This window comes from Pediococcus sp. AC40 (genome assembly GCF_030252485.1).
Lineage (GTDB): Bacteria > Bacillota > Bacilli > Lactobacillales > Lactobacillaceae > Pediococcus > Pediococcus acidilactici.
This window is the reverse complement of record NZ_CP127013.1, coordinates 19,321-45,000: the sequence shown is the minus strand read 5'-3', so window position 1 is coordinate 45,000 and position 25,680 is coordinate 19,321. Positions and strand designations below refer to the sequence as shown.

21 protein-coding genes and 8 pseudogenes are annotated in these 25,680 nt (G+C 40.4%); 14 read left to right on the top strand and 15 right to left on the bottom strand.

The annotated features are described in order from the left end of the window. Position 1 precedes the first annotated feature (1 nt). The 4 genes and pseudogenes from NL111_RS10280 to NL111_RS10265 form a co-directional block, all read left to right on the top strand. Complete coding sequence (locus NL111_RS10280) at positions 2–1,054, top strand: ABC transporter ATP-binding protein (protein WP_024863161.1); 1,053 nt, start codon at positions 2–4, stop codon at positions 1,052–1,054. Between the two features lies 1 nt (position 1,055). Further along, a complete protein-coding gene (locus tag NL111_RS10275) occupies positions 1,056–2,036 on the top strand; it encodes an ABC transporter ATP-binding protein (RefSeq protein ID WP_075140350.1) in 981 nt (326 codons plus the stop codon). A gap of 418 nt (positions 2,037–2,454) precedes the next feature. After that, entirely contained in the window at positions 2,455–3,384 is a 930-nt protein-coding gene (locus NL111_RS10270; RefSeq protein WP_159215654.1) for an IS30 family transposase, read from the top strand. A gap of 4 nt (positions 3,385–3,388) precedes the next feature. Beyond that, positions 3,389–3,601: pseudogene (locus NL111_RS10265) on the top strand (transposase); the annotation flags it as partial. A 54-nt stretch (positions 3,602–3,655) separates the two neighbouring features. Here the strand turns inward: NL111_RS10265 and NL111_RS10260 are convergent. The 4 genes from NL111_RS10260 to NL111_RS10245 all read right to left on the bottom strand — a co-directional run bounded on the left by NL111_RS10260 (position 3,656) and on the right by NL111_RS10245 (position 5,941). Beyond that, positions 3,656–4,081, bottom strand: coding sequence for a DDE-type integrase/transposase/recombinase (locus NL111_RS10260; protein WP_155248881.1), 426 nt, complete (start codon positions 4,079–4,081; stop codon positions 3,656–3,658). Positions 4,082–4,358: 277 nt separating this feature from the next. Beyond that, a complete protein-coding gene (locus NL111_RS10255) occupies positions 4,359–4,892 on the bottom strand; it encodes a helix-turn-helix domain-containing protein (RefSeq protein ID WP_024863158.1) in 534 nt (177 codons plus the stop codon). An 85-nt stretch (positions 4,893–4,977) separates the two neighbouring features. Next, a complete protein-coding gene (locus tag NL111_RS10250) occupies positions 4,978–5,460 on the bottom strand; it encodes a Dps family protein (RefSeq protein WP_024863157.1) in 483 nt (160 codons plus the stop codon). 67 nt (positions 5,461–5,527) lie between these two features. Beyond that, entirely contained in the window at positions 5,528–5,941 is a 414-nt protein-coding gene (locus NL111_RS10245; RefSeq protein WP_397321356.1) for a hypothetical protein, read from the bottom strand. Between the two features lie 283 nt (positions 5,942–6,224). On the opposite strand from NL111_RS10245, the pseudogene NL111_RS10690 reads away from it, so the two are divergent. Both NL111_RS10690 and NL111_RS10235 read left to right on the top strand, forming a co-directional pair. Continuing rightward, positions 6,225–6,338 (top strand): annotated as a pseudogene (locus NL111_RS10690) (MobA/MobL family protein); the annotation flags it as partial. Beyond that, entirely contained in the window at positions 6,298–7,458 is a 1,161-nt protein-coding gene (locus NL111_RS10235; RefSeq protein WP_327437093.1) for an MFS transporter, read from the top strand. The pseudogene NL111_RS10690 and the gene NL111_RS10235, both read left to right, overlap by 41 nt. Positions 7,459–7,532: 74 nt before the next feature. On the opposite strand, the gene NL111_RS10230 is transcribed toward NL111_RS10235, so the two are convergent. Continuing rightward, a complete protein-coding gene (locus NL111_RS10230) occupies positions 7,533–9,578 on the bottom strand; it encodes a heavy metal translocating P-type ATPase (protein WP_159215655.1) in 2,046 nt (681 codons plus the stop codon). 250 nt (positions 9,579–9,828) lie between these two features. Beyond that, the gene (locus NL111_RS10225; RefSeq protein WP_159215656.1) at positions 9,829–10,260 is read right to left on the bottom strand and encodes a CopY/TcrY family copper transport repressor; all 432 of its coding nucleotides are present in this window, start codon (positions 10,258–10,260) and stop codon (positions 9,829–9,831) included. Positions 10,261–10,540: 280 nt separating this feature from the next. On the opposite strand from NL111_RS10225, the pseudogene NL111_RS10220 reads away from it, so the two are divergent. Continuing rightward, positions 10,541–10,803, top strand: a pseudogene (locus tag NL111_RS10220) (transposase); the annotation flags it as partial. 2 nt (positions 10,804–10,805) lie between these two features. On the opposite strand, the gene NL111_RS10215 reads toward NL111_RS10220, so the two are convergent. Beyond that, a complete protein-coding gene (locus tag NL111_RS10215) occupies positions 10,806–11,018 on the bottom strand; it encodes a hypothetical protein (RefSeq protein ID WP_200834133.1) in 213 nt (70 codons plus the stop codon). A gap of 380 nt (positions 11,019–11,398) precedes the next feature. Next, positions 11,399–11,911, bottom strand: a pseudogene (locus NL111_RS10210) (replication protein); the annotation flags it as partial. Between the two features lie 336 nt (positions 11,912–12,247). Between NL111_RS10210 and NL111_RS10205 the strand changes: the two are divergent. Further along, positions 12,248–12,637 (top strand): annotated as a pseudogene (locus NL111_RS10205) (IS30 family transposase); the annotation flags it as partial. A 264-nt stretch (positions 12,638–12,901) separates the two neighbouring features. Further along, the gene (locus tag NL111_RS10200; protein ID WP_285110598.1) at positions 12,902–14,065 is read left to right on the top strand and encodes a glycosyltransferase family protein; all 1,164 of its coding nucleotides are present in this window, start codon (positions 12,902–12,904) and stop codon (positions 14,063–14,065) included. 672 nt (positions 14,066–14,737) lie between these two features. Here NL111_RS10200 and NL111_RS10195 read toward each other — a convergent pair. Then, positions 14,738–15,706, bottom strand: a complete 969-nt coding sequence (locus NL111_RS10195) for a S66 family peptidase (RefSeq protein ID WP_159215659.1) — start codon at positions 15,704–15,706, stop codon at positions 14,738–14,740. Positions 15,707–16,276: 570 nt separating this feature from the next. Then, entirely contained in the window at positions 16,277–17,038 is a 762-nt protein-coding gene (locus NL111_RS10190) for a helix-turn-helix domain-containing protein (protein ID WP_095354879.1), read from the bottom strand. Positions 17,039–17,336: 298 nt separating this feature from the next. Here NL111_RS10190 and NL111_RS10185 point away from each other — a divergent pair. The 4 genes and pseudogenes from NL111_RS10185 to NL111_RS10170 all read left to right on the top strand — a co-directional run bounded on the left by NL111_RS10185 (position 17,337) and on the right by NL111_RS10170 (position 21,899). Continuing rightward, positions 17,337–17,832 (top strand): annotated as a pseudogene (locus NL111_RS10185) (transposase). A 7-nt stretch (positions 17,833–17,839) separates the two neighbouring features. Further along, positions 17,840–18,100, top strand: a pseudogene (locus tag NL111_RS10180) (divalent metal cation transporter); the annotation flags it as partial. Positions 18,101–18,256: 156 nt separating this feature from the next. Beyond that, positions 18,257–19,165 (top strand): magnesium transporter CorA family protein, encoded by a 909-nt coding sequence (locus tag NL111_RS10175; RefSeq protein ID WP_159215660.1) that lies wholly within the window; start codon positions 18,257–18,259, stop codon positions 19,163–19,165. A gap of 466 nt (positions 19,166–19,631) precedes the next feature. Next, positions 19,632–21,899: an ATP-binding cassette domain-containing protein gene (locus NL111_RS10170; protein WP_159215661.1), complete on the top strand. Its 2,268-nt coding sequence runs from the start codon at positions 19,632–19,634 to the stop codon at positions 21,897–21,899. 100 nt (positions 21,900–21,999) lie between these two features. Here the strand turns inward: NL111_RS10170 and NL111_RS10675 are convergent, their stop codons facing one another. Next, complete coding sequence (locus tag NL111_RS10675; protein ID WP_350355570.1) at positions 22,000–22,200, bottom strand: IS3 family transposase; 201 nt, start codon at positions 22,198–22,200, stop codon at positions 22,000–22,002. Here NL111_RS10675 and NL111_RS10165 point away from each other — a divergent pair. Then, positions 22,192–22,872 carry an IS6-like element ISTeha2 family transposase gene (locus NL111_RS10165; protein WP_285110612.1) on the top strand — a complete coding sequence of 227 codons (681 nt, stop codon included), beginning with the start codon at positions 22,192–22,194 and terminating at the stop codon, positions 22,870–22,872. The two genes, NL111_RS10675 and NL111_RS10165, sit on opposite strands and share 9 nt — an antisense overlap. A 54-nt stretch (positions 22,873–22,926) precedes the next feature. On the opposite strand, the pseudogene NL111_RS10160 reads toward NL111_RS10165, so the two are convergent. The 4 genes and pseudogenes from NL111_RS10160 to NL111_RS10145 all read right to left on the bottom strand — a co-directional run. Further along, positions 22,927–23,685: pseudogene (locus NL111_RS10160) on the bottom strand (polysaccharide pyruvyl transferase family protein); the annotation flags it as partial. A 23-nt stretch (positions 23,686–23,708) separates the two neighbouring features. Next, positions 23,709–25,073, bottom strand: coding sequence for a sugar porter family MFS transporter (locus NL111_RS10155; protein ID WP_159215664.1), 1,365 nt, complete (start codon positions 25,071–25,073; stop codon positions 23,709–23,711). Positions 25,074–25,220: 147 nt separating this feature from the next. Continuing rightward, positions 25,221–25,346, bottom strand: coding sequence for a hypothetical protein (locus tag NL111_RS10150; RefSeq protein WP_268814412.1), 126 nt, complete (start codon positions 25,344–25,346; stop codon positions 25,221–25,223). Positions 25,347–25,361: 15 nt separating this feature from the next. Beyond that, the gene (locus NL111_RS10145) at positions 25,362–25,610 is read right to left on the bottom strand and encodes a GlsB/YeaQ/YmgE family stress response membrane protein (protein ID WP_056979536.1); all 249 of its coding nucleotides are present in this window, start codon (positions 25,608–25,610) and stop codon (positions 25,362–25,364) included. Positions 25,611–25,680 lie beyond the last annotated feature (70 nt).

The window sequence follows — 25,680 nt, the reverse complement described above, 5'->3', positions numbered from 1 at the left end:
AATGACTAAAATTCTGGAAGTTAAAGATTTGGAAATCGACTTTGCCACTTATGCCGGACCGGTGCACGCCATTCGGGATGTCAGTTTTGACCTTAACAAAGGCGAAACGCTGGCGATTGTTGGTGAGTCTGGTTCCGGAAAATCTGTCACCGTACGGACCGTGGTGGGCTTGTTGGCGCCCAATGCCAAAATTACCCATGGTGAAGTGCTTTTTGATGGCGTCGATATTCTCAAGAAATCGGAAAAACAGCTGAATGCCATGCGTGGCAATGATGTTGCCATGATTTTCCAGGATCCGATGACATCGTTGGACCCGACCATGACTATCGGCAAACAGGTAGCCGAGCCGCTAATGCTGCACAATAAGATTAGTGAATCCGACGCCTTGAAAGAAGCCGAACGGGTGCTGGAATTGGTTGGCATCAAGGACGCAGGTGGACGATTAAAAGATTATCCGCACCAATTCTCCGGCGGCCAACGCCAACGGATCGTCATTGCGATTGCGATCATCAATCACCCGCAAATCCTGTTAGCCGATGAACCGACAACGGCGCTGGATGTGACGATTCAGGAACAGATCATTCATCTGTTAAAAGAAATCCAGTCCAAAATCGATACGTCGATCATTTTCATCACCCATGACCTCGGTGTTGTTGCTGGGATAGCTGATCGCGTGGCGGTTATGTATGCCGGCAAAATTGTGGAATACGGCACCGTTGACGAAATCTTTTATAATGCCCAGCATCCGTATACTTGGGGGCTGTTGGAGGCAATGCCGACTCTGGAGACGAAGAGTGATCGGCTGTACGCAATCCCTGGTACACCACCGGATTTGCTTGATCCGCCAAAAGGAGACGCGTTTGCGCCGCGTAATCCGTATGCAATGGCCATTGATCTTGAACAGGAACCGCCTTTCTTCAAGATCTCGCCAACGCATTCGGCTGCGACCTGGCTGTTAGCGCCGGGTGCGCCGAAAGTGGAGCTACCACCGGAAATCGCGCGGCGGCATGCGCTGTGGGCAAGTAAGCATCCAAACGAAAAGGTGGTGAACTGACATGGCCGACGATAAGAAAAAAGTCCTTGTTTCCGTTAAGCATCTGGTTCAGACGTTTAACGCCGGCAAGAAAGATGAAGTTAAAGCAATTCAGGATATCTCGTTTGATATCTACGAAGGCGAAACCCTTGGCCTTGTTGGCGAATCCGGATCCGGGAAAACCACAACCGGCCGTGCGATCATCCGTCTTTACGACCCAACTAGTGGCGAAATTTTGTACAACGGTCAGGACATCGCCAAGCTCAAAAATGGTTCCAAGCAGATGCTGGATTTCCGGCGGGATACGCAGATGATTTTCCAGGATCCGTATGCATCGTTGAACCCCCGGATGAAAGTCAAAGACATCATCGCGGAAGGCATCGACATCCACCATCTCGCTAAGGACAAGGCGGATCGTGATCACCAAGTCGAACAGTTGCTGGAGGAAGTTGGCTTGAACGCCGACCATGCGACCCGTTATCCCCATGAATTCTCCGGCGGCCAACGCCAGCGGATCGGCATTGCCCGGGCGCTTGCGGTGCAGCCTAAGTTTATTATCGCGGACGAACCGATCAGTGCGTTGGACGTGTCCATTCAAGCTCAGGTGGTTAACTTGCTGAAGGACATTCAGGATCGCCAAGGGCTGACCTATCTGTTCATTGCCCATGATCTGTCGATGGTGAAGTATATTTCCGATCGCATTGCGGTCATGCACTATGGCTGCCTGGTCGAGCTGGCTAGTGCCGACGAGGTTTATTCCCATCCGCTACATCCGTACACGAAGAGCCTACTGTCCGCCATTCCTGTCCCTGACCCGGATGTCGAGCGGAAGCGTATTCCGATCCCCTACGATGCCAGCAAATTCGAAGGCGACAACAAGCAACGTAAAATGGTCGAGGTTTATCCTGATCACTTCATTTATGCTGCTGACGATGAGGTGGCAGCGTACAAGGCTGAGGCTGAAGAGGACCATAAGACGTCGGCTGGAACAGCTGCGGACTAACACAATGAGGATTCGCTTGCTTCAGTAGCGTTTGCGGCTAGTCTTATTAAGGCAGCGTTTGATTTATAAAAGTCGGGAGCACGTAAAAGTGTTGCCGGCTTTTTGGCGCGAGTATGAATGAAAACGCTTGTACAAAGGACTTCTGCAAATGCGTGAACTAGTGATGCATCAATCCGAAACTTGTTAACATTCGCTAAATATTGTCAGGGCTGAGTCGAATTTTGACTTTGGATGTAAGCTGATTCCTGAGACAACTTTTAAGAGAGGGTATAATGAATAAATCGTCTCTCAAAAGGAAGGAATTTTTACATGCCAACTCGGTAGATTGTAAAATTAATCCGAACGCTGTTCGGACAAAAAAGATCAGCTTCCTTTAAAAGGGTGTTTGCCACAAACCCATCTTTTAGGAGCTGATCTTTTGTCTAGTATAACCTATTCCGAACGAATTAAAATCGAAACCTTTTGTGAACTAAGCCTGTCCAATATCCAAATGAGCGATCGCCTAAAACGATCACCTGCCACAATTTCTTATGAATTAGCTCGATGTGAACCTTATCAGGCTGAATTAGCACAAACAGATGCCGAATACAAGCGGTCACGATGTGGCCGAAAGACTAAATTGAATGACAAATTAAGGCAAATAATTTTAAACCATTTACGGCTAAGTTGGTCACCAGAAATGATAGCTCACGAATTTAAACTAGCGACTAAATCAATTTATAATTGGTTAAATCAAGGGAAAATTGAGTTTTCTTTAAATGATTTGCCTGAACATGGCGTGTGCCAACGGCGTAACATTGACCAACGTTCTAAATATAATCAATCTTTGGGGCGATCAATTGAACAGCGTCCCATGATGATTAATCAACGTAATCGCATCGGCGATTTTGAACTAGATACAGTCGTTGGTCCTCGTGGGCATAGTAAGGCAGTTTTATTAACCTTAATCGATCGCAAATCACGTTTCCTTTGGGCCTACCGATTAAAAAACCGGACGACAGCGACTGTTAATGAAGCCCTAAATAAGTTTCTAGCAACTTTTAATGGCCCGGTGCATAGTTTTACGGTGGACCGTGGCACTGAGTTTAGCGGTCTAGTATCACTTGAAGCACAATACGGTATTAAGACCTATTACTGCCATGCTTATACGCCAGCTGAGCGCGGCAGTAATGAACGATTTAATCGGAACTTACGCTATTTTTATCCTAAGGGGACTTATTTTGAGCACATTAGTGCTCAAGGCTTGAAAACCACCTTACTCGAAATTAATCAGAGACCACTTAAAATACTTGACTGGCAAACACCTTATCAGGTCATGCTGACCAATTTGTCAAAAAATTCGGATTAAATTTGCAATCTACCAATCACTATACTCCACTAACCTGATTGAGAACTTTAATAAGCATCTCAAGCGCATCACCCACCACAAAGAACAATTTCCAACGGAAGATTCACTGGATCGCTTCCTGGTTTCTCAGTTTAATGTTTATAACGAGAAGTCTCTGAAGCGGATCCAACGAGGGTTCAAAGGACTCCAGGACACCTTGGAAGCATCATTTATTTAAGTTAGATACATATTATATGTACGAAGGCATTTCATTTACACAAGATTCTTGACGCTACCAGACAGTTTCCCTTACGAGACATGCTTTGTATAAATTTTTTTCAGAGAGTTTATCGGTATAGTAATTCAATTGATAATGCCAACCTTGATCTGAATGAATTATTGGTTTTATTCCTTCCGGAATATTTTCTGTGAGTTCATCGAGTGTATCCATAATTAGTTTACTGTTAGGACTATTACTTACTTGAAATGCTAAAACTTCCTTGCTTGCTTCGTCAGTAATAGCTGAAACGTAAGCCCACTTAGTATCGGCCAAGCGTACTTGTGTAACATCGGTATGTAATACTTTGAAAGGTACGGTTTCATTAAAATGCTGATGTAGAACGTTACGGGCCACTTTTCCAACTGTACCTTTATAAGATAAATATCTACCATTTCTGTGGCGGTTATAAAGGCTTACTTGAACATTTAATTCATCCATCAAACGACGACTACGGCGTCTGATAGATGGATATCTAATTTAATGAGCTCTTCTTGAACGCGACGATAACCGTAGGTTAGACGTCCGCGATATCTTCCACTTTCGGCAATTTTTAGTATCTCTACTTTTACATCTTCATACTTATCTACATAATTTTTGATACGTTTACGTTCATCATGATAAGTCGCTTTCTTAAGTCCAATGGTCTTAAGAATATCGCCGACTTTATACCGGTTAGATTTCGGAAGAGACTCTTGTTCGACCCTGATCTGATCAACTATTTGTGTTTTCTTTCGTCCTTTGAGGTTCCGAATAGGGTCATTGATTTTTTTAAGATTTCGTTCTCCAATTTTGCATCATATAATTCTTGATTCTTTTTCGTCAATTCTTCACGAAGTTGATCGATTTCGTTCTTGTTTACTAACTTACGTAATTTCTTCTTATTATGTTTCACTTTGGTTTTTCTGCCTTTCGGATGAGGCTTCAAGGCTTCTATACCATACTGATTGAAGGCTATCCTCCAAAGACTGATTTGACAAGAATTAACATCAAATTTTGCGGATACTTCGGCTAAAGTTTCATCATGAGTTTGATAGTAGTTTATCACATCAACTTTAAACTCAACTGAGAAACTTCGTTTAACTCTTCTTCGCTTAAGAGCGTCTGCGCCGCTCAAACGAAAGTTTTGTATCCATCTACCTACTTGTATTCGAGGTAAGTTACGTTTCTTTGAAAGAAGACTGATACTAATGTCACCTTGAAGATATTCACTAACGACTTCTGCTTTTAATTCTGAACTATATTTGACCATAGAAAAAGTGCTCCATAACTGTTAGATTTCTTGTCTAACAATTATGGAGCACTTTAACTCGTTTATAGCCATATGGTCTTTTATATTAGTCAGCGAATGGTGCTTTGCCTAGATAAGCACTGATCATCCAAATATTTTTATCGGTTTCATCCTTGAAGCCATTAAGCATATCTTGAGTTGGGAAGTCTTTTTCTTCGTCAGTAACTTCGATTCCTTTTTGGTATTGGTCACGTAGGTACTTGAATTGATCAACTAGCCGTTGCATGAATTTAGTCATCGTTAATTGATCAAAAGCGACTTTGTCATCTGGTAGGCCAGTATTTTCAATGAATTCGTGAGTTGTTGCCAGTGGGCTGCCGTTTAAAGCAATCAAGCGTTCTGCAATTTGATCGAGCTGTTCGCTTAGTTGATCGCCATATTCGTCCATCAGCGGATGGAGGCGGAAGAAGTTTTCACCGCGCATATACCAGTGTGTTTGTTGAACGTTGACCTTTAATTGGCTGATATCGGCAATCAGTTGATTGAGTTGTGCTTTTGATTTTGGAAAGTCATAATTGTAAGTTGTCATAATGAACCCCCTCTTCATAACTATTGGTTACACTAATACTGTAACAGTTGTGAAAGCGTTTTTCAAATCAAATACTTGTGGTCCATTGGCGGTATAAATCTTCGATAATTGCTACGGTGTGGCAGGTGAGTGTCGGCGTCATAACGGGGCTAGTCAGTTGATGTTGGGACCAGAGTTGATTAAAGTGCTGAATCTCAAAAACAAATTCGCTATTTTGAGTGACCTGTAACGAAGTGGCGTGGTCAGTATTATCATATAAAGTGGCGCTGCTGGCCTTCCAGTAGTCAGGAATCACGATTTTACCATGACTGCCATAAATGATCATTCTGCTAGGTAGTGGTGTTTTGGCGGTGATGAATAGGTGGACTAAAATATTCTTTTCAGTCTGCAGGATCACAACACTTTGTTGATCAGCTGCTGGTGCCTGTCGCTGACAGAGGCCGTGATAACTAGTAAAGCGTTGCGCTAATAAGTATTGAATATAGTCTAGCGGGTAGGAGGCGCTACCATGAAAAGCACTACCTGCGGCTGGTTACTATTCTCGAAGGATAAATGGTCAACACTGCGTCATCTATACCATTGATAAAGCAACTAAAATAGTCGAAATCTACTCATGTTGGGCCCATTATGAAAGTGGTGCTCTTGAAATGAGCGGTAAATCTAATTCCCAAAAAAACTAGTGATTTAATATGCGTTATAAATTATAATATCAAAATAAATAACCCCCAATGTCTACATTATAGATATTGGGGGTTATTCTTTCAATGTTTTCGAGGGGTTATTTTGTAATTAGTGCTGGTAAAGGATGCAGTGCCATTGCCAGCGCCACTTATAGAAATGGTGAAAAATTATTTGATAATCAAGAAGGCCGCCACTATTTGGTATTTGACCAAGAAAACCGGTTCAGCAACGGTATTGAGCATTGCTACTATTTTAGGAATGCTGCCAATGGTGATTCTTAGTCCGTTTGTTGGTCCTATGGTTGATCGGTGGAACAAAAAAGGCCTCCTAATTTTCCCGGACGTTTTTGCTGCCTGTTTCGCTATTATTCTTTCCGTATCCGGAACGGTCTTTCATGTATTTCCACTTTGGCTCATTTTTATTTCATTACTGATGTGGTCTTGTGCGCAAACCTTCCAGATGCCAACGATTCAATCGGTAATGCCCACAATGGTGCAATCCGCGAATATGATTATTGCCCCAGCACTGGGCGCGTTTTTATTTGCGTTTATCCCCATCGAGTACTTGATTCTGTTAGACGTACTTGGGGCCATCATTGGGATTTGTATTTTAACGTGGGTTCAAATTCCTAACAATGAAAAAATTGATCAGCCAATGCATGTGCTCCACAACACCCGCTTGGGGATCAAACAACTTACGAACAACAAGGGCTTGTGGTACATTACGTTGATCGGCGCCGTCTTCACACTAACCTACATGCCTGCTGCCAGCATGTATCCACTCATGACCATGAAATACTTTCAGGGAACCGTTAGTCAGGCTGGCTTAATTGAAGCCATTTATTCAACTGGCATGCTAATCGGCGGCACTATCATTGGCCTCTTTGGTAAGTGGCAGGACCGGATGAAGCCCGTAATCATCGCGTTTTTCCTGGTTGGCATTCCAACCGGTATTAGCGGCATTTTGCCAGGTAACCAAACCGGATTTTTATGGTTCGCAGCTTTAAACATCATTGAAGGAATTGCGACCCCATTTTTTACAACGCTTTTAATGGCAATGATTCAACAAAGTTATCCAGCAGAAGAGTTAGGGCGGATTCTAGGCGTTTTGAATTCTTTGTTGAATCTAGCTGGACCAATTGGCTTAATTTTTGCCGGTCCCCTAGCTGATGTAATTGGCATTGAACGCCTATTTGTGATTGCAGGAATCGGTGCTGCCATTTGCGGGGTGGTCGCGGTGTTAATGCCAATTACCAGGCAATATGACATTAGGCTGCATCAAAAATTGGCGAAATTAACTGAGCAACCAGATAAGTAATTGACATGATGATCATAAAGAGGAGAAAGACCAGACTACCAGCTGATCTTTCTCCTCTTTTTGTCATCACTTAATTACACGTTTTTAATCTTTTCACCAGTCAATCCCATCGCATTAATTGCCACGATAATTGTCGACATCGCCATGACCGCAGCACCAACGGCTGGGTCTAGAATGATTCCAATAAATGACAACACACCGGCAGCGAGTGGAATTGCGACAATATTGTAGCCTGCTCCCCACCAGAGATTTTGAACCATTTTCCGATTTGTGATTTTAGCCAAATCAAGAAAATGTAAAATATCGCTGGGTTCTGATTTAACCAACACAACATCAGCGGAATCAATGGCAACATCGGTTCCGGCGCCAATTGCAATTCCAATATCGGCCGCGGCAAGACTTGGTGCGTCATTTACGCCGTCACCAACCATGATGACGTGATTGCCCTTTGCTTGATAATCAGCAATAACCTTTTGCTTATCATCTGGTAATAGGCCTGCATGGAATTCAGTCAATCCTAGTAAGTTAGCAACGTGTTCCGCGGCTTTTGGATTATCGCCAGTGAGCATTACGGGGGTAATTCCTCGCCTCTGAAGACCACTAATTAATTCCTTAGCACCCGCTTTGATGGTGTCGCCTTCAGCAACCATTCCTTGAACTTGGGTGCCCTGCAATAGGAAGCTGACGGAATTACCCTTAGCAGCCCATTTATCAGCAGCGGCCTCGTCAAACCTGATCCCTTGCTTCGTTAAATAGTTACCATTAACAATCGTATAGTCAGTGCCATCAACATTACCGGAAATACCAACGCCCGGAATATTTTGAGACTTTTCAGCCGCAACGACTTCAATGTCCTTCGCTTGGGCTTCAGTAATGATTGCTTGGGCCAGCGGATGAGTCGAATTATTTTCAAGGGCGGCCAGTCGGCTTAATAACGTTGTTTCGTCAATCCCATCATTTGGAATCAATGCATTCACCGTAAATTTACCTTCTGTTAACGTGCCAGTTTTATCCAAGAGAACGTGGCTAACATGTTGACTTGCTTCAATGGCTTGGCGATTTCGAACTAATAGCCCATTTTGAGCGCCAATCGTAGTAGAACGAGAAACCACTAATGGAATCGCTAATCCTAATGCATGCGGGCAAGCAATCACGAAGACGGTCACCATGATCTTCATTGCAGTCGCCAATCCCTGGGGTAACCAGGCAAAGAAAGCAATAATCCCAACACCAAATGCCGCGTAAAATAGATACTTGGCAACTAAATCAGCTTTATCTTCTGCTTTAGATTTAGCTTGCTGGGCATTTTGAACCATTTTCATTACTTGAGAAAGATAGCCGGAGTCACCAGTACCACTAATTTTAACCGTTAGCGTCCCGTTATTGTTGGTTGTACCACCAATGACCTTATCGCCAACGTTCTTGGTAACGGCAGTAGATTCACCGGTTACCAGTGCTTCATTCACGGTCGACTCCCCAGCCGTAATAACACCATCGGCTGGAATACTCTCACCTGAACGCACTTGGAAAACTTGACCAACTTTTAAATCAGATACTGGCACTTCTTTTGTTTCACCATTATCTGTAACTAGATGGGCCGTCTTAGGCAACAGGGCCGCCATCTTTTGTAAAGCAGCCCCAGCCCCCATCGATGCATTCATTTCAATCCAGTGTCCTAGAAGCATAATTAAAATCAGGGTTGCAAGTTCGAACGAAAAATCCATTACATGATTTGCCGGTTTCAAGAAGTTGTTGGCAATAAATGCGTACAAACTGTAGAAATACGAAACGGAAATTCCAAGGGTTACTAGCGTCATCATTTCAGGAGATTTATCCTGAATTTCCGCTTTAGCCCCCTTTAAAAATGGCATTCCGCCATAAAAGTAAAGTGCTGTATCAAACAAAACGATGATAATGCCAACAATTAGCGGTGAACTGAAACTAAGGATGGAAACGTTTAAACCCATGATTGGTGCTAACAGTAAAACTGGAATCGCTAAGACAACGGAGACCCAAAATTTAACTTTCAAATTCCCCATATGACTCATATTTGATTCATTATTTTCCATATTCTTAGCACTCATGTTTTTCATGTTCATATGGTCCTCTTTATTTGCCATGATTATCGACCCCCTAAAAATAAGTGTGCGTAGCAAAGCGGTTAGAAGCCGGAATATAAGTTCCTTGTGTGGAAATCCCCGGGCTCGGGATTTTTCCACCAGGTTCTTATATTTAGGCTTCTGCTTTGCGGAGCACCATGCCACTATATGAATGAGAATTACGACAAAAATTCATAAGTTTCCGCCATCAGAAATCCCAGATTCTGGATTTTTGTGCAGCAATCCTAAAAGTAAACAGAACACCACAGTCTTAACACGTTTGATCACCTGGCAAGCAGTTACACTGAACTTCCTCGGGCGCTGTTTTGGCCTTTTCAGCTAGAATCGTCTGTAAGTTTGCAATATCCGCCCGTGAGAGTTCCCTTGACTGAATAACGCCGGCAATTGTTGAACCAGCCCGCATCGCACACATATGGTCGAACAAATCATCTGCCGCTGCCGCCATTGATTCCTTCTCGCCAATAACCGGCTTATATGTGAACGGTCGACTGCCGCCATGCTGCGCAACCGCCTGTTTTTGAATCAACCTGTGAAGTAGCGTTTTGGTTGTTGAAGCTGACCAGCCTTCTAATTCGTTCATAGCATCGATTAGTTCACGACTAGTCGCATGTCCCATTGTCCAAATTGCTCTCATAACCATCCATTCAGAATCGGTGATGGTTACATTCTTTGCCTCCTTCAATTGGCTTCCTCCATTAATTGAATTCTAAGTTTACGTTTGTAGCCTCTTAACACTTATTAGTTTACAACTGTAGTCACAATAATGCAACCTTTCTGCCAGGAAATACCATGACATTAAAAAAACGCCTAGATAATATTCCAGGCGTGGTTTGATACGATATGTTAAATTAATGATCTGGGAATTTTTGGTTTTCTTGTTAGTATGGTGAAATGCATCTTAGAACCTGTCTAGTATCTGCTGAATCTGGTAGAATTGTGGAAAACCGACTGAGGAGTTTGTCATGCCAGATTATCCAAGCAATATTTCTCGAGCGCAATTTGCGTTAATACAACCGATTTAGAAAACTTCCGCAAGCATACAAGACCGCGTCGTTATGATCTTTATGACGTATTCAATGCCATCCTTTACTCGCTTACTACAGGGTGTCAATGGCGTGAATTACCGCACGATTTCCCGGAATGGCACACTGTCTACCGCTATTACGATGTGTGGCGAGATAAACCAGGCCCGACAGCTGATTCGCTATTAGAAAGGCTTTTAAAGGGCTAAATAACGAAGCTAGGACGATTAATAATATTTTCTTGTCTTTTTTGCAAAATATAAGTGTATAAGGAATCATACAGACTCCTTTTGATCTCGCCAGGTTCATTGACAAAAGCTTCAAACAATTCTTGAATATCAACTTGCCAAGGATCAGCAAGCATTTCATCAATGGGTTTTAATACTTTCTTTTCGTCCATCTTAATGACTCCTAACATCAAAATAATGATTTCAGTTTAGATTTACAGATCTTACAACACCGTTATTCAAAATTTGTTACCAAGCTTATAAAAATTCTCTGCACAAAGCAATTAAAAAATTTTGGTTTAAAACAGCGTAATCTGCAACACTTTTTAAATATTTAAAACATAACAATCTTAGTTAGGTGCAAACATAAATTGAATTAAAAATACAGTCAATTCAACAACAGCAGAAATTGATTTTATGGTTATCAGCAGACCGAGTGAAACGAGGTTAATGCGCACTTATACACCACAATTAAAATTGCTGGTGTTTGTTCTAAATTTCCTGTATCAGAAGTCGGCTATCCGACAATAAAAATGGGTGCTCAATTGAGCACCCATTTTCCATTCGCTAATTAATCTCGTATCTCGCCAGTCTCTTTGTTTATATCGCCTCTGCCATATTTGCGTTCCTGATAAACAGCATCGAAATACAGCCTTATCAGTCCAGTATGAGCACGTAAAACCGAATTAACGACTTTAATACCGGGCATGCCATATTCTGAACCATGAGCTTTTAAAAATCGTCTCAGTTCACGAATATTCGCCAAATTATGGTCATCAATCAAATCGCAAACATCATTCAGCATGTCGTCTTTATCTTCAACATCAAGCGTAATATAGCGATCAATGTCAAAATTGTTCAGTAAAGCAATGTCATGCTTGCTGTACTTGTGCTTATTTTTAGCAATAGCGTCTTTAGATTCATGTGTCAGATACAAATACATATTTTCCATGCTCTGGACAACAATTTGTACTTTAGCAACACTCTTATCGCCTAAAGCACGCTTGATTTTCAAGCGAAAGCTTTCTGCTGTGACAGGATTTTTAGAGATATAAATAACGTGATAATGGGCTTTTTTATACTTATAGACCCTATAACAAAAAGTGATTTAAGAATCAAAAATATAAATACCTAGTTGCTTTTCTAATCTTTGTATATGCTTATTAGGAACTTTTTTAGTGTGGCTCATATACAATAACCCTTTTTTAACTTCATATCGGAATAAGTCAACAGTTTCATCAGATACAAAATACGGAAGAATATAAATAAAGTTTTTTAAATGAATGCTCTTATGCTAGATTTACGGACAGATTTTCTTCTGCCCTGTAAACTAATAGCATAGGAGCATTTTTTAATATGATTCGATACAAAAAAGAATTTAAGCAGTCTCTTGTTGAGATGCACAATCAAGGCCGTTCATATACTGATCGACGGCCGAGACTCGGACTCTGTGGAGTTTGCGTTACGAGAAATCAAGCTTGAGGGGGGTGACTGTCTGCGCACGATTACCGCAGACACTGGCCCGGAGTTCTCGACTCTGAATAAGGCCTTTGAGGACACAGATACAGACATCTTCTACGCGCATTCATACACCTCATGCGATCGCGGCTCCAACGAGGCCCACAATCGCATGATTAGACGTGACTACCCAAAAGGCGAGTCGCTGGATGATGTTAGTCCCAGCCAGGTGCTGGCTACCCAAGACCGTCTTAACGGGCTTCCCCGGAGAAAGCTAGACTACCGTGGCCCCCAGGAGTGTTTTGAGACCGAAGTGCGCCGGACTCGGCGTTCAGCACAACACGTAAGCTAAACAATGAACCACTCATAAGATAACAGGCTGTTCTTGGGAGTGTCTCAACACCCCGGCTAACTTGTTCTTGCAATTTGGGAAAAAGAAGTCTACGGTTATTATGTAAACTAAAATAAAGTAGCCGCTTTTGTACGCTGCTTGAGCCTACACGGATCGTCACACCAAACGCGAGATGACATTAGTCCGCTCTTCTTTTTTCTACTCAAATTTAAGCAACGCCTAAAGCGACACAAAGTACCATTAATCATACAAGGAGGACTCGTTTTGAAACCTGCAAAAACTAAGTTTAGTGATGTCCCTGATGGCAGTATTCATCAATATGATCAGATTTTGAAATATTTTAATAATCAACCAGCCGATCAAACGAAACCGCGTGGTAATCGGATCACATTTGTCACAACTGGCATTATCGGTTTTGATGGCGGTCAAACAACGATGCTGCATCTAGGTACGCTGCTGGCCAACGCCGGTTACGATGTCTACTATTTAAGCTATGTCCCACAAAGCCAAGACGAAATGATTCAGAATGCTGAATTTAATTATCCCGGTTACAAAGGAACCTGTCTGCCAATGGGCGAACTTGAGTCCCATCGTTCCGATATTTGGGCCGCCACGTTATGGGAATCCGTTTATGTGATCAAGAACAAACCGGGGTACAAAATGTATTTTGTTCAAGATTACGAACCGTATTTCTATCCATATGGCGATCGCTATCAGATGGCGCGACGAACTTACAGTCTAGGTCTGCACATGGTATCGCTTGGTCCATGGTGTGCCCACATGATCACCATGCATTGCAAGGTTCACAGTCCTATTGATGTGATTAACTTTCCTGTCGATGTCGCACGATATCCATTCAAGGAACGCGACATGGGACCTTATGAACAAAAAAAACAAATCAAGCTTGCTGTCTATACCAAGTGGAGCAGCCCGCGGCGCGCACCCATCAACATTCAGATTGTCCTCGAAAATTGCCGCCAGTTACTGCGCGCCAAAGGAATCGATCTCAAAATTAAATACTTCGGTACCGACCGCAGCAAACGCTTCATCAATGGTGAAAACCTTGGTAAGCTGACTCCCCCGGAATTAAATCGACTTTACCAAAGTGCTGATTTCGGGACCGCGCCATCTATGACCAATTTTTCGCTTGTCCCTTATGAAATGATGAGCACTGGCCTGCCACTCATTGATTTTAAGGAAGGCACAGGAAGCTACTTCTTAAAAGACGGGACCTATTTTGCCAGTCATCTTGATGAACGAGATCTGGCCAAAACGCTTGCAAATGCTTGTGCCAACCCTGACACGATCAGCAACCAAGTCCAAAATGGTCAAGCCTTTCTTAAAACGATCGGCTGGGATCGAACTGAAAAAGACATGCTGGCGATCATTGCAAACCTGTATGCTAATGTCGATGTGGTCAAATCCTAAAAAAACTGATATCATTGAAGTTCCAACACAAACAATGAAAGAGGTATTGTCCTGATGCATGAACGTAGGTGTGTACGCATCAAGGTCTTCTATTACTTTATTGCGCTTTAAAGTCCCTTTATCTGAAAAATATATGTTGCCAAAATCTTTCAAAATGGACTTTGTTGTCTCCATAATTTTTGAATCAATCATTTTTTTGCCCTCGTTTTTTAAGTACTATTATATCACCTAACAAAAAAACAACCCCCATTATCTAACCGGTAGATAATGGGGGCTATTTTAATAGGTTTTCACAGGGGTGATTTGATCATTATAGACCCTTAAATTTATAATTACTTTTTCACATACTCAGATTGATTTTTTAAAATTCTTTATTATTAGTATCTAGAATCATATTTTCTGGGGAATTACGAATTGACAGTCTTTAATAAGAACAAGGTACTCAGCGTTAATAATGGTATTATGACCGGCAACCTACCACTTTTATAAATCATTTTTTAGTTGTGATCATGCGGTGTTGATTAAAGCGGGTCGACTTCTAAACGATATCTTTATGTTTGTATTGGACATCCTATTCAGTACGTATGCTTTAAATGCCACCGGTACAAACGTATTCTTGCTGATATGCACGTGTCAAAGTCTAAATAACCGTATGCTACATATATTCCATATCTAAAAGTCTGAAAAAGAAGCGGTGCATTTCTCTACATCAATCACAGCCTGGGCTCCTAAGGGTGTTGTCATCATCGGCGTTGTATGACAAGAATCATAGTCATAAATGATAGAGAGTCGCTGATTATTTAATACTTCCAGCAAAATATCAATTGGCCGACGCTGAGTACCAAGATCATCAAACAAAGCATGTTTTCCAAGAATAACGCCGCGAACCTTATCAAAAGCGCCAGCATCGCGAATCATCGCAAAGTTTTTTTCAACAGTTGCCGCATCCTTTTCGGCATCTTCAATAAATAACAAATCTCCGAAAGTCAATTTTGGAAAATACTTCGACGCTAAAATCCCATAAATAGTGTCCAAATTACCACCTATGAGTCGCCCGGATAGCCGCGTCTCACCAATGGCGTGCCATTTGTTGGGACGTTGCTTTTTAGGTCGTTCAAAATCGTTCCAGTTAATTGCTTCGTCGTCCCAATACTCGGGTGCTCTAACGGTCACAGCCTCTCCAGGACGTGTCCGGATTATTTTTTCAAAATTTGTCCAAGACTCATTCACAAAGGGCGGCCATTCACCCAATGATGCTACCAACGCCGGTCCATACAACGTCCGACAATTGGGAGCCTGCGTTCGAACCGCAAGTAACAGTGCGGTTGCATCTGAATACCCGACGATCGTTTTAGGATGTTGATTAAGATACTCATAATCAAGATAAGGCAAAACAGCATTGGTGTTTGTCCCGCCAATTGTTGCCATGATAATGTCTACCTCATCGTTGTGGATCAACTGATTGACCTCATTTGCCCGATCAAGGATACTGCCAGAACGATAATAATCCCTTTTACCGGATAACGATCCGGCTACCAAACGAATGCCCTTGTTTTTTAGAAACGCCTTTGCCCGCTCAAAGCGTTTTGGTGATATTGCCGTAATAGGCGTTGACGTTGAACAGAATCCAATAGTTGTCATAAAATCGCCTCTATAATCAATATGTCAGTTGATTTGATTGTAGCATTTATTTAGGATTGCAAAGGAGCCCGCTAAAATTATCTCTTTTATTCTTTGTCTAGTACTGATTTATTTAGTTGTTATTAGCTTACATTGGCTACCACTGTCAATTAGCATAGTGATCATGGTTACGTTCACTATTTTGGGAGTCGAAAATACCTTTTATTTAATCAAATTCAGCAATAGAAATAATTTGCATAATGTTCACCAGATATTGAATTATTTGAATGGTAAGTACACTCAGGAAAATGAGATAAACAAACGAAAATTCTGGGTTCAATATATTTTGGGTGTCCTTTTGGGAGTACTTATCAGTTTGGCTTTTTTGTTCTTAATCAGCAAATATATTTTAGGTATGCATTTTTAAAACGGTCACCAAGCTTCATAAAAACCGTCCTGATTCTAAAGTAATGGCATCTACAAAATATGAAAATAGCAAGTAGATAATAATTGCTTGCTATTTTTTGTGCGTTATTTGGAACTTATAGACCCTGAAACTACTTGCAGGATTGTAACTTGGTGGTTCTCTATTCAGTCACCTAACTGCTGGACCGTGTCAGATACATGGATCTGTGTCTTAAATTTTTTGAGGTCATGATTATTAGTCGCTGTATTTCCCTTATGGTTTAACAAGGCGTCTAATGCTGCTAAGTTGCTAACATAAGTCTGATTAATGTAGGTGCGAGGCACAATACGTGCAACTTTAACATAGCTGCCCTTATGATAAGCCATCACATAAGGATCTTTGACCCCAGGATTAAGCCCCGTCGTTAAGGTTAATTTGGTCCATTCATTACCCATCGTATTATCGGTGAACCAAGCGGTCCAGTAACCATTGGTCGCCTTATTGTTAGGAGAAATTTCCTTTTCACTAGGTAATTTAGTGTACCCGACTTTATAGGATAAAAACGGATCAAAGCGATCAATCGTCCCAATACCTTTATAATATCCCAAACATAAAATACCAATACTAACCAGTGCTAGTACGATCAAGCCACCTAAACCAAAAGTCCAACGACGATAACGACTTTTAAGCTTAACATCATGATCTATCTGGGTAGCCAAAGAGGGTTCTTTATCTTTTTTCATTGCAATCTCCTCGTTAAATAGAAGTTTTTCGAGTGAGATGTTAAACAATTGACTCAAAGCGTGCAGGGTCTCTAAACTTGGCATATTCTTGCCAGTTTCCCAAGTTGAGACCGTTTGACGGGTCACATGTAATTTTTGAGCTAATGCTTCTTGGGTTAAGTTAGATTGCCTGCGCAAGGTCTTGATATCGTCTTTAAAGCTCAAATCTCACTCCTCCTAAATCATAATCAAGGATCTAAGGCAATCCTAGCAAGAATTACTAGCATTAGTCACGCAAATGTTACTTGCACAAGCCAATAAAGCCATTCTTCAGATCATAATAACGTTCTGAAGAATGGCTTTAGAAATAATCAAAGGCCTATTTGATAGTTATAGCCCCTAAAATGCAACACATAGTTTTCTATGCTAGCTTCTCAATGTCCTATGTGTTTTTGTATCTTATCGGCCTGGCACAAGTTATATCTTTTTTATTTTACAATCTACCAAAAAGCGAGTTTAAGCTATGAAAAATTATCCCAGCAATATTATTCGGCAACAATTTGAATTAATTTGACCAGCATTAGAAAATTTTCGTAAGCGAACCCAGCCTCGAAAATATGACCTTTAAGAGGTCTTTTGTACGATCCTGTGCCTTGAAAGCGGTTGCCAAGAACGTTCACATGACACGAGTGAACGTCTCTGATCGAAACGGGGCGATTGCACTCGTCACCCTTAATTTAGAGCAGTTTAAATTGGTTCGAACCATGATGGTTGATAGTGGTTATACCGGCTAAAATTTTGCCAATGAGATTAGCAGTTTAACCTCAGCCAAGGTAATCGTCGTTAAAAGAAATGAGTTACACCAATTTTCGGTTATCCCCCAACGGTGGCTCATTGAACGTTCATTTAGTTGGTTGGGAAATTATCATCGTTTATGGCATAACTGTGAGCGTAAGCTCAACAATAGTCTCATGATGGTTTCGTTAGTTTTTATCAGGTTACTTCTCAAAAGATACTAAACAGTTTCTCACACCAGTTTTGATCTTTGCCATTTACTATCATGGCAATGAGGCTAAGATTGAAGGATTACTGACGGCATCACAAGTGTTCCTGAGTATTGCTTTACCGTTTGCCATCATCCCAATGGTCATGTTCACCAGTAACAAGAAGTTGATGGGTGAGTTCGCCAATCATACTTGGGTCAAGTACGCTGCTTGGTTTGCTACCATTGTGCTGGTAACCTTGAACATCTACTTGATTCTCCAGACGGTTGGCTTGCTGAAATAACCGTTTAAAGACCTTTATAAAAAATAAGTAGGTTTCCGTTATATTCTTTATAAAAGTGTTTAGCAGTTGGGAGTCGTTGACAATTTAAAAATTTGTCTGCGGCTTCTTTTCTTTTAGTCTAAAATAGAGGTTAATAACTAACAGGGGGATTACTAAATGATCAAATCCGAAAAGACAATCAATGGAACCAAATGGATTGAAACGATTCAAATCAATGCCGAAGAACGGGCAACCCTCGAAGATCAGTATGGCATCGATGAAGATATTATTGAGTACGTCACTGATAATGATGAAAGTACTAATTATGTTTATGATATCAATGAGGACGACCAATTATTCATCTTTCTGGCGCCGTATGCCCTCGACAAAGATGCGCTGAGATACATTACCCAGCCATTTGGCATGTTGCTCCATAAGGGCGTTTTATTCACGTTTAATCAAAGCCACATACCTGAAGTCAACACGGCACTTTACTCGGCATTGGATAATCCCGAGGTTAAGAGCGTCGATGCATTTATTCTGGAAACACTGTTTACAGTTGTTGACAGCTTTATCCCAATTTCTCGCGCCATTACCAAGAAACGCAACTATTTGGATAAAATGTTGAACCGGAAGACGAAGAACAGTGACTTGGTTTCACTTTCATATCTTCAACAGACGTTGACCTTTTTGTACAGCGCGGTCCAAACCAATCTCAGTGAACTCGATCGTTTGCCAAAGACCCATTTTGGTGTCGATGCTGACCAAGATAAAATTGATTTATTCGAAGGCGTGCAAATTGAAGGAGAACAGGTCCAACGGATGTTTGATATTGAAACCCAAGTCGTTGACCGAATTGATCATACCTTCAACAGCCTTGCTAATAACAACCTGAACGATACAATGAAATTTTTGACAATTTGGTCACTGACCATGGCTGTGCCAACGATCATTACCGGATTCTATGGGATGAATGTGAAACTCCCGTTAGCCGGGATGCAATATACTTGGATGCTGACTTTGGGGATTTCTGTCGCCTTGATTGTGGCGATGCTGATTATGCTGAAGGTCTGGCGGAAGATGTGATGGGTGAGTGACTTGCTACTGGATTTTCTGCCTTATGCTCTGGAGTCAACCTGGGTCTTGTCGCGCTCTTATTTTTTACCATTTCTTTACCCAATCAATACCAAGCAAAAACATTACCCTTCTATACTAAAAGTGTTAGAAGCTGTCTAAAATCTCTTAAGTAATAGTGCTAAAAATATAATTATAGTCCCTTAACTCAATCATTTCTGAATTATTCAGCGGATAGATCAGTATATGAACGACCTTGATTGTGCATCTCAACAAGAGACTGCTTAAATTCTTTTTTTGTATCGAATCATATTAAAAAATGCTCCTATGCTATCAGTTTACAGGGCAGAAGAAAATCTGTCCGTAAATCTAGCATAAGAGCAATACTTTCCAACACCAAAAATTCTAGACCCGACTATTTTTGATAAACGAGATTTCTATATATAATGGAATTATAAATTTGCTGTTGGAGGTTTTTATGACTGATTTATTTGCAGATGGGACTATCTCTATCCATGGAGCTCAAGAAAATAACTTAAAGGATGTCAGTTTAGATATTCCTAAGCATAAAACGACTGTATTTGCTGGTCTTTCTGGGTCTGGTAAATCCTCTTTAGTTTTTGATACATTAGCCGCTGTTTCCCGACGTGAATTGAATGAAACTTTTCCTAGTTTCACCCAACAATATTTGCCTAAATACGGTCAACCTGAAGTGAACCGAATCGACAACTTACCAGTGGCAATTGTGGTTGAACAGAAGCCTATTGGTCGTAATTCTCGATCTACTCTGGCAACCTACACCGGCATCTATTCCGTATTACGTTTGATGTTTTCTCGAATTGGACAGCCTTGGATTGGGTATTCTGAATGGTTTTCCTTTAACCTACCTCAGGGAATGTGTCCAAAATGTCAGGGATTAGGCTTTGTTGACGACATAGATGAACGTCAATTAATTGATCCTAATAAATCACTCAATGAAGGTGCAATGACTTTTGCCGGTTTTCAACCGGGAACTTGGCGTTGGAAGGAATATGGCAACAGTGGATTATTTGATTTAGACAAAAAAATTAAAGACTACACCGATGAAGAATATGATTTATTCATGCACGCTCCGCAACAAAAATTAAAAAATCCACCGGCAAATTGGGGCCGTACGGCATTATATGAAGGACTAGTTCCACGTATGCTTCGCTCTGTTATTCATAGTGCCTCAGGTCGTCATCATGAAGCTGCCTTATCAAAGATTGTCACTCGAAAAACTTGCCCAGTATGTCATGGAACACGTCTGAACAAAAAGGCTCTAACTGTTAAAATTGCTGGCAAAAATATTGCAGAAGTCAGCGATATGGATTTAGTAAGTGTCCTAAAATTTTTGGATAATATCTCGGACCCCAAGGCTAAAACAATGGTGCGTGAACTACATAGTAAAGTTCAAGCTTTGGTCGACATCGGTTTAGGTTATCTTTCCCTTGGCCGTGGAACTGATACTCTATCTGGTGGAGAAGCTCAACGAATTAAAATTGCCAAATATTTGACGAGTTCCCTATCCGATTTAGTTTACGTACTCGATGAACCAAGTGTAGGACTCCATCCTCACGATATTAAATTAATTACCCAATCCTTAAAAAAGCTCAAGGAACATGGCAATACCATTATCCTAGTTGATCACAACCCTGCCATTATTTCGACAGCAGATTATGTCGTGGAAATGGGACCACAAGCCGGCAAAAATGGTGGTCAAGTAACTTTCACTGGTACCTACGACGAACTATTACGGTCAGATACGATTACGGGTAAAATGTTACGAGAAAAAATCACTTTCCCAAAGCCTCGTGAACCTCAATCTTGGCTAAATGTTAATCATGTAACTTCTCATAATTTAAAAGACGTATCTACCAGAATCCCTCAAGGTGTAATGACCGTGGTATCTGGACCAGCAGGTTCTGGAAAAAGTACTTTAGTCCAAGCTTTCAAACAACAAGTTTCTGATCAAGACTATATTGATTTGAGTCAGGATTCTGTAGGTTTGAATATTCGTTCTACACCTGCAACTTACTTGAACATTTTAAATCCTCTACGAAAGCTTTTCAGTAAAGCCAACAATGGCGTTTCAACACAACTATTTAGTTATAACGGTAAAGGTGCTTGTCCCCGTTGCAAAGGTAAAGGTGTGATGATCACCGAGATGGCATTCATGGATCCAATCGTTCAAGAATGTGAGTTGTGTCATGGGAAACGTTATAGCCAAGAAGCACTACAATACACTTATCATGGCAAAGATATTTCTGAGGTTCTAAATCTTTCTATCAACGACACTTTAGAGTTTTTCAAAGATGTGCCAGATATCTACAAAAAGGTTAGTCTACTCCACCAAGTTGGTCTTGGTTATTTGACTCTTAGCCAGTCGATGACCACTTTATCTGGTGGTGAAGTGCAACGTGTTAAGTTAGCAATGGAATTGAATCATACCGGCCGAATCTATTTCTTAGATGAACCAACAACCGGATTGCACTTACAGGATACTCAACAATTGATCGATTTATTTGAAGGATTGGTTGATAAGGGCAATACATTAATTCTGATTGAACATAATCTGAAATTAATTTCACGAGCCGATTGGTTAGTCGATATGGGACCCGATGCTGGTAAATTCGGCGGTCAAGTTTGTTTTGAAGGTCATCCAAAAGATAGCCTAAACGATAAAAACTCTCGGACTGGTGCTGCATTAGCAGCTATAATTTCTTAAAAGATTCAAAAATATCACCTCATTTAAAGTGCAACACAAAAGTTAGACAAAATTGAATATTTTTAAACTGCTAAGGCATGTTCCCTGTATTCGCAGGGAGTCATGCCTTTGTTTTCTGTGATATCCGTCGACTGTTAAACCAATCGACGTAATTCTTTGTGATTTCCTTGAATTCTCCAATAGCTTTACACTGTGGAAATCCATTAAGACATTCTGTTTGGTTCTGTTGCAAAGTTCCCCATAACACCTGATTTATTGTAAAAGGTAATAAAAAAGAATGCGAGGACAACAGATGAATCATTTTAAGGGCAAACAATTCCAAAAAGACGTGATTATTATCTCTGTTGGGTATTATCTTCGCTATAATTTGAGTTATCGTGATGTTCAAGAGATGTTATATGATCGTGGCATTAACGTTTCTCACACAACAATTTACCGTTGGGTTCAAGAATATGGTAAGCTGATCTATCAAATCTGGAAAAAGAAAAATAGACAGTCCTTTTATTCGTGGAAAATGGACGAAACTTATATTAAAATTAAAGGGAAGTGGCATTATCTCTATCGTGCAATCGACTCAGAAGGCATGACACTGGATATTTGGCTAAGACGAAAGAGAAATACTCAGTCTGCTTATGCTTTCTTTAAACGACTATACAAGCAGTTTGGGGAACCGAAAGTTATCGTGACAGATAAAGCACCATCAATTGCTAGTGCTTTTAGGAAGTTACAAAAGCAGGGGCTATACAGCGAAACTGAGCACCGGACAGTCAAGTATCTCAATAACTTAATTGAGCAAGATCATAGACCTGTTAAACGTCGAAATAAACTTTATCAAAGTCTTCGTACTGCATCAACTACGATTAAGGGCATAGAAGCATTGAGAGGCATATACAAAAAGAACCGAAGAAATGGAACGCTCTTCAGCTTTTCGGTATCTACTGAAATTAAAGTTTTGATGGGTATACCAGCATAGCCAAAGTATCAGAATGGGACTTTTGTACTCAGTATTGAAACTTTGCAACAGAACCATAATTATTTCCTGGTGCGAGAATAGTTCTAGTTCTGAATCAAATAATGCCTCCCGAGTAACAGGTGTTATCTTTTGTGGTTCATCTAGAACGGTATCAACTCTTTTTACAGGGCGTTCATTTCCTAGAATATCTTTTATATTGTCAATCGTAGTTTTTTTAACAACTTTTTCTGAATCATGCCGTAAAACGAATAAAGCCCCATTTCGATTGAACTTCCAGTTGATAGAATTCATGTATAAAACCATGTCAGGTGTGAAAATGACTGGGTTATCAAACGTTGATTGCATACGATGAAAACTTTGAGCATCACGTGCCACTAACACGAGATTAGGATTTTTCCGGTAAGCCTCTTGACTCTTTTGTTTTTCAATCTCACCATCTTCATTGTCTTCAAAATGTATTGATTGAGGAAATGAAATTGTCAGATTGTTCACAAAAGTTGAAAAAACCTTACGCCGTGCCTCCTCATGATTATGGTACAAATTACCCATATTTCCCCCGCCAGTAAACGCAATAATATCAGAGGACTGTAAATGCTCTTGGACAATGGGAATAGCATAGTCATCGTCTTCTTCAATAATTTCAATATATTGATACTATGGGAATTCGTTTTCAATATATTTTCGTTCTGCTAACGAAACTGCTTGATCCCCCATGTTCGTGTAGCTTGGAACACCAAACATGTAAAATTTTGGTCGATCATTATTAGGAAGTTTGTGCACAACCTCTGTTGTGTTAACATAAAAATTTGCCATGTGAATTAATACCCCTTTTATTTTTATACTTCAGCATTTTCATATGCTTTTTTCATTTTACGACCATTAACAAATATAACGGATAACAAGATACTAAAACCGTTGGTTAGTGCAAAGACGAAGAAAACAATAGCTGTTCCTAACAATGCAATAAGCTGCGGATAAATTAAACTAATAATAAAGTTAGTAATCCACGTTGTCGTTGTTGCGACTGACATAAATTGTGCTTTAACTTTTCCCGGAAACATTTCTGCTAATAATAACCATGTGACCGGGCTAACAATACCTTGATGATTGGCCAAGAATAAAGTCAAAGCGATCAGTACCAATACATTTGTTATGGTCTGCGAAAACATCGTTGTTTTCATAATCAAACCTAATAGTGCTAAGAAAACGACATTGCCAATCAAACCAATAACTAGCATTTTATGATGATTAGCTTTTTCAATCGTACGCGTACCAAAGATACTAGCAATAACTGACACCACACCTATTAAAATATTTGCGTAGAGTGAGCCTCCGGCCCCCATTCCCACATTTTCAAGTAAAATCGTGCCATAATACATGACGGTATTAACACCAGAAATTTGTTGAATCAACGCAATAACTATTCCGGTAGTTAATAAATAAAGTAATTTTTTATTTTTCAAAGCAACCGACCAGCTAAACTCTTGGTCGTCAGATTCATCAATCGTTTCAGTTTCACTTATTACGAGCTGTTTAGTATTGCTGAACCCTAACCGACGAAATAATTGTCTAGCTTTATTAACTCGTCTTTTGAACAAAAGCCACTGCGGACTTCCACTGATTCGAAATGAATTAATCCATAAAATCACCGATGGAATTGCCGCAGATAAGACCATAACACGCCATATAGGACCCCAGTCACCCCAGATGTTTCCTAAAATAGCATTGACAACAAAGGCACTGAGTTGTCCAAGAACAATAAAAATAGCATTCTTATTAACATTCGCACTGCGTAAATTATCTGGCGATATTTCAGCTAGATACATTGGTGAAAGACTCGATGCCGCTCCCACGGCAATCCCTAAAATAAATCTAAAAATAGTCATGAACCAGAAATTAATAGCCAATGCACAAAGAAAGGTTGATATGGTAAAAATAATTGCAATCAAGCGTAGCGTTCTTTTTCTCCCTACTTGATCGGCTATCTTCCCACATCCTAATGCTCCAATACAAGCACCAATTACAAGGGAACTCGATACTACGCCTTGTAAGGAAGGGTTAAGATTAAGTTGATCTGGACGGCTCATAAAAGCTAGCGCTCCATTTATTACTCCTGTGTCGTAACCAAATAAAAAGCCTCCCAAAGATATTACATAAACACAATAATTCAAAAATTTTAAATTAGGTTTTTTACTCGTCATTTTTCTTTTTTCTTTCTTTAATTTTCTATACTGTTTTTCATCAAATTCCTAAAAAGTTTCTAATTTCAAAAAATATTCGCTTAAAAAAAAGCCCAAACACTGTAAAAGCAATTTAGGGCTCGCGTAGTAATCTAAAATCCCATGATTCTAGTATGCCTTCTTATAATCTGCAGTCTGATCATTATGATCAAAAATATTTACTTTATCATTAGATTTAGGATCATCTTTTTTATTTTGCTTTTTTACTTCATTATTTTCTTCTGCTATGATCAAAATTCCCCTTTTATTTCAATGTTTGATTCGAGTTGTGATCCAAGAAACAATAATTACTAGAATAACTGCTCCTATGACAGAAGGCACTAATGCCATGCCAGCAAGACTAGGCCCCCAGTTACCTAACAAACTTTCGCCTAACCATGAGCCAATTAATCCAGCAAGTATATTGCTAATCCAACCCATAGCAGCACCTCGACTAGTAAGCGCTCCGGCTACTGCTCCAATTATTGCACCGACTATTAAGGTCCAAATAATCCCCATTTTCTATTTTCCTTTTGCTTCTAAAATATTTTAATTATATCACTTACTAAATAATATAGTTTAATAATGC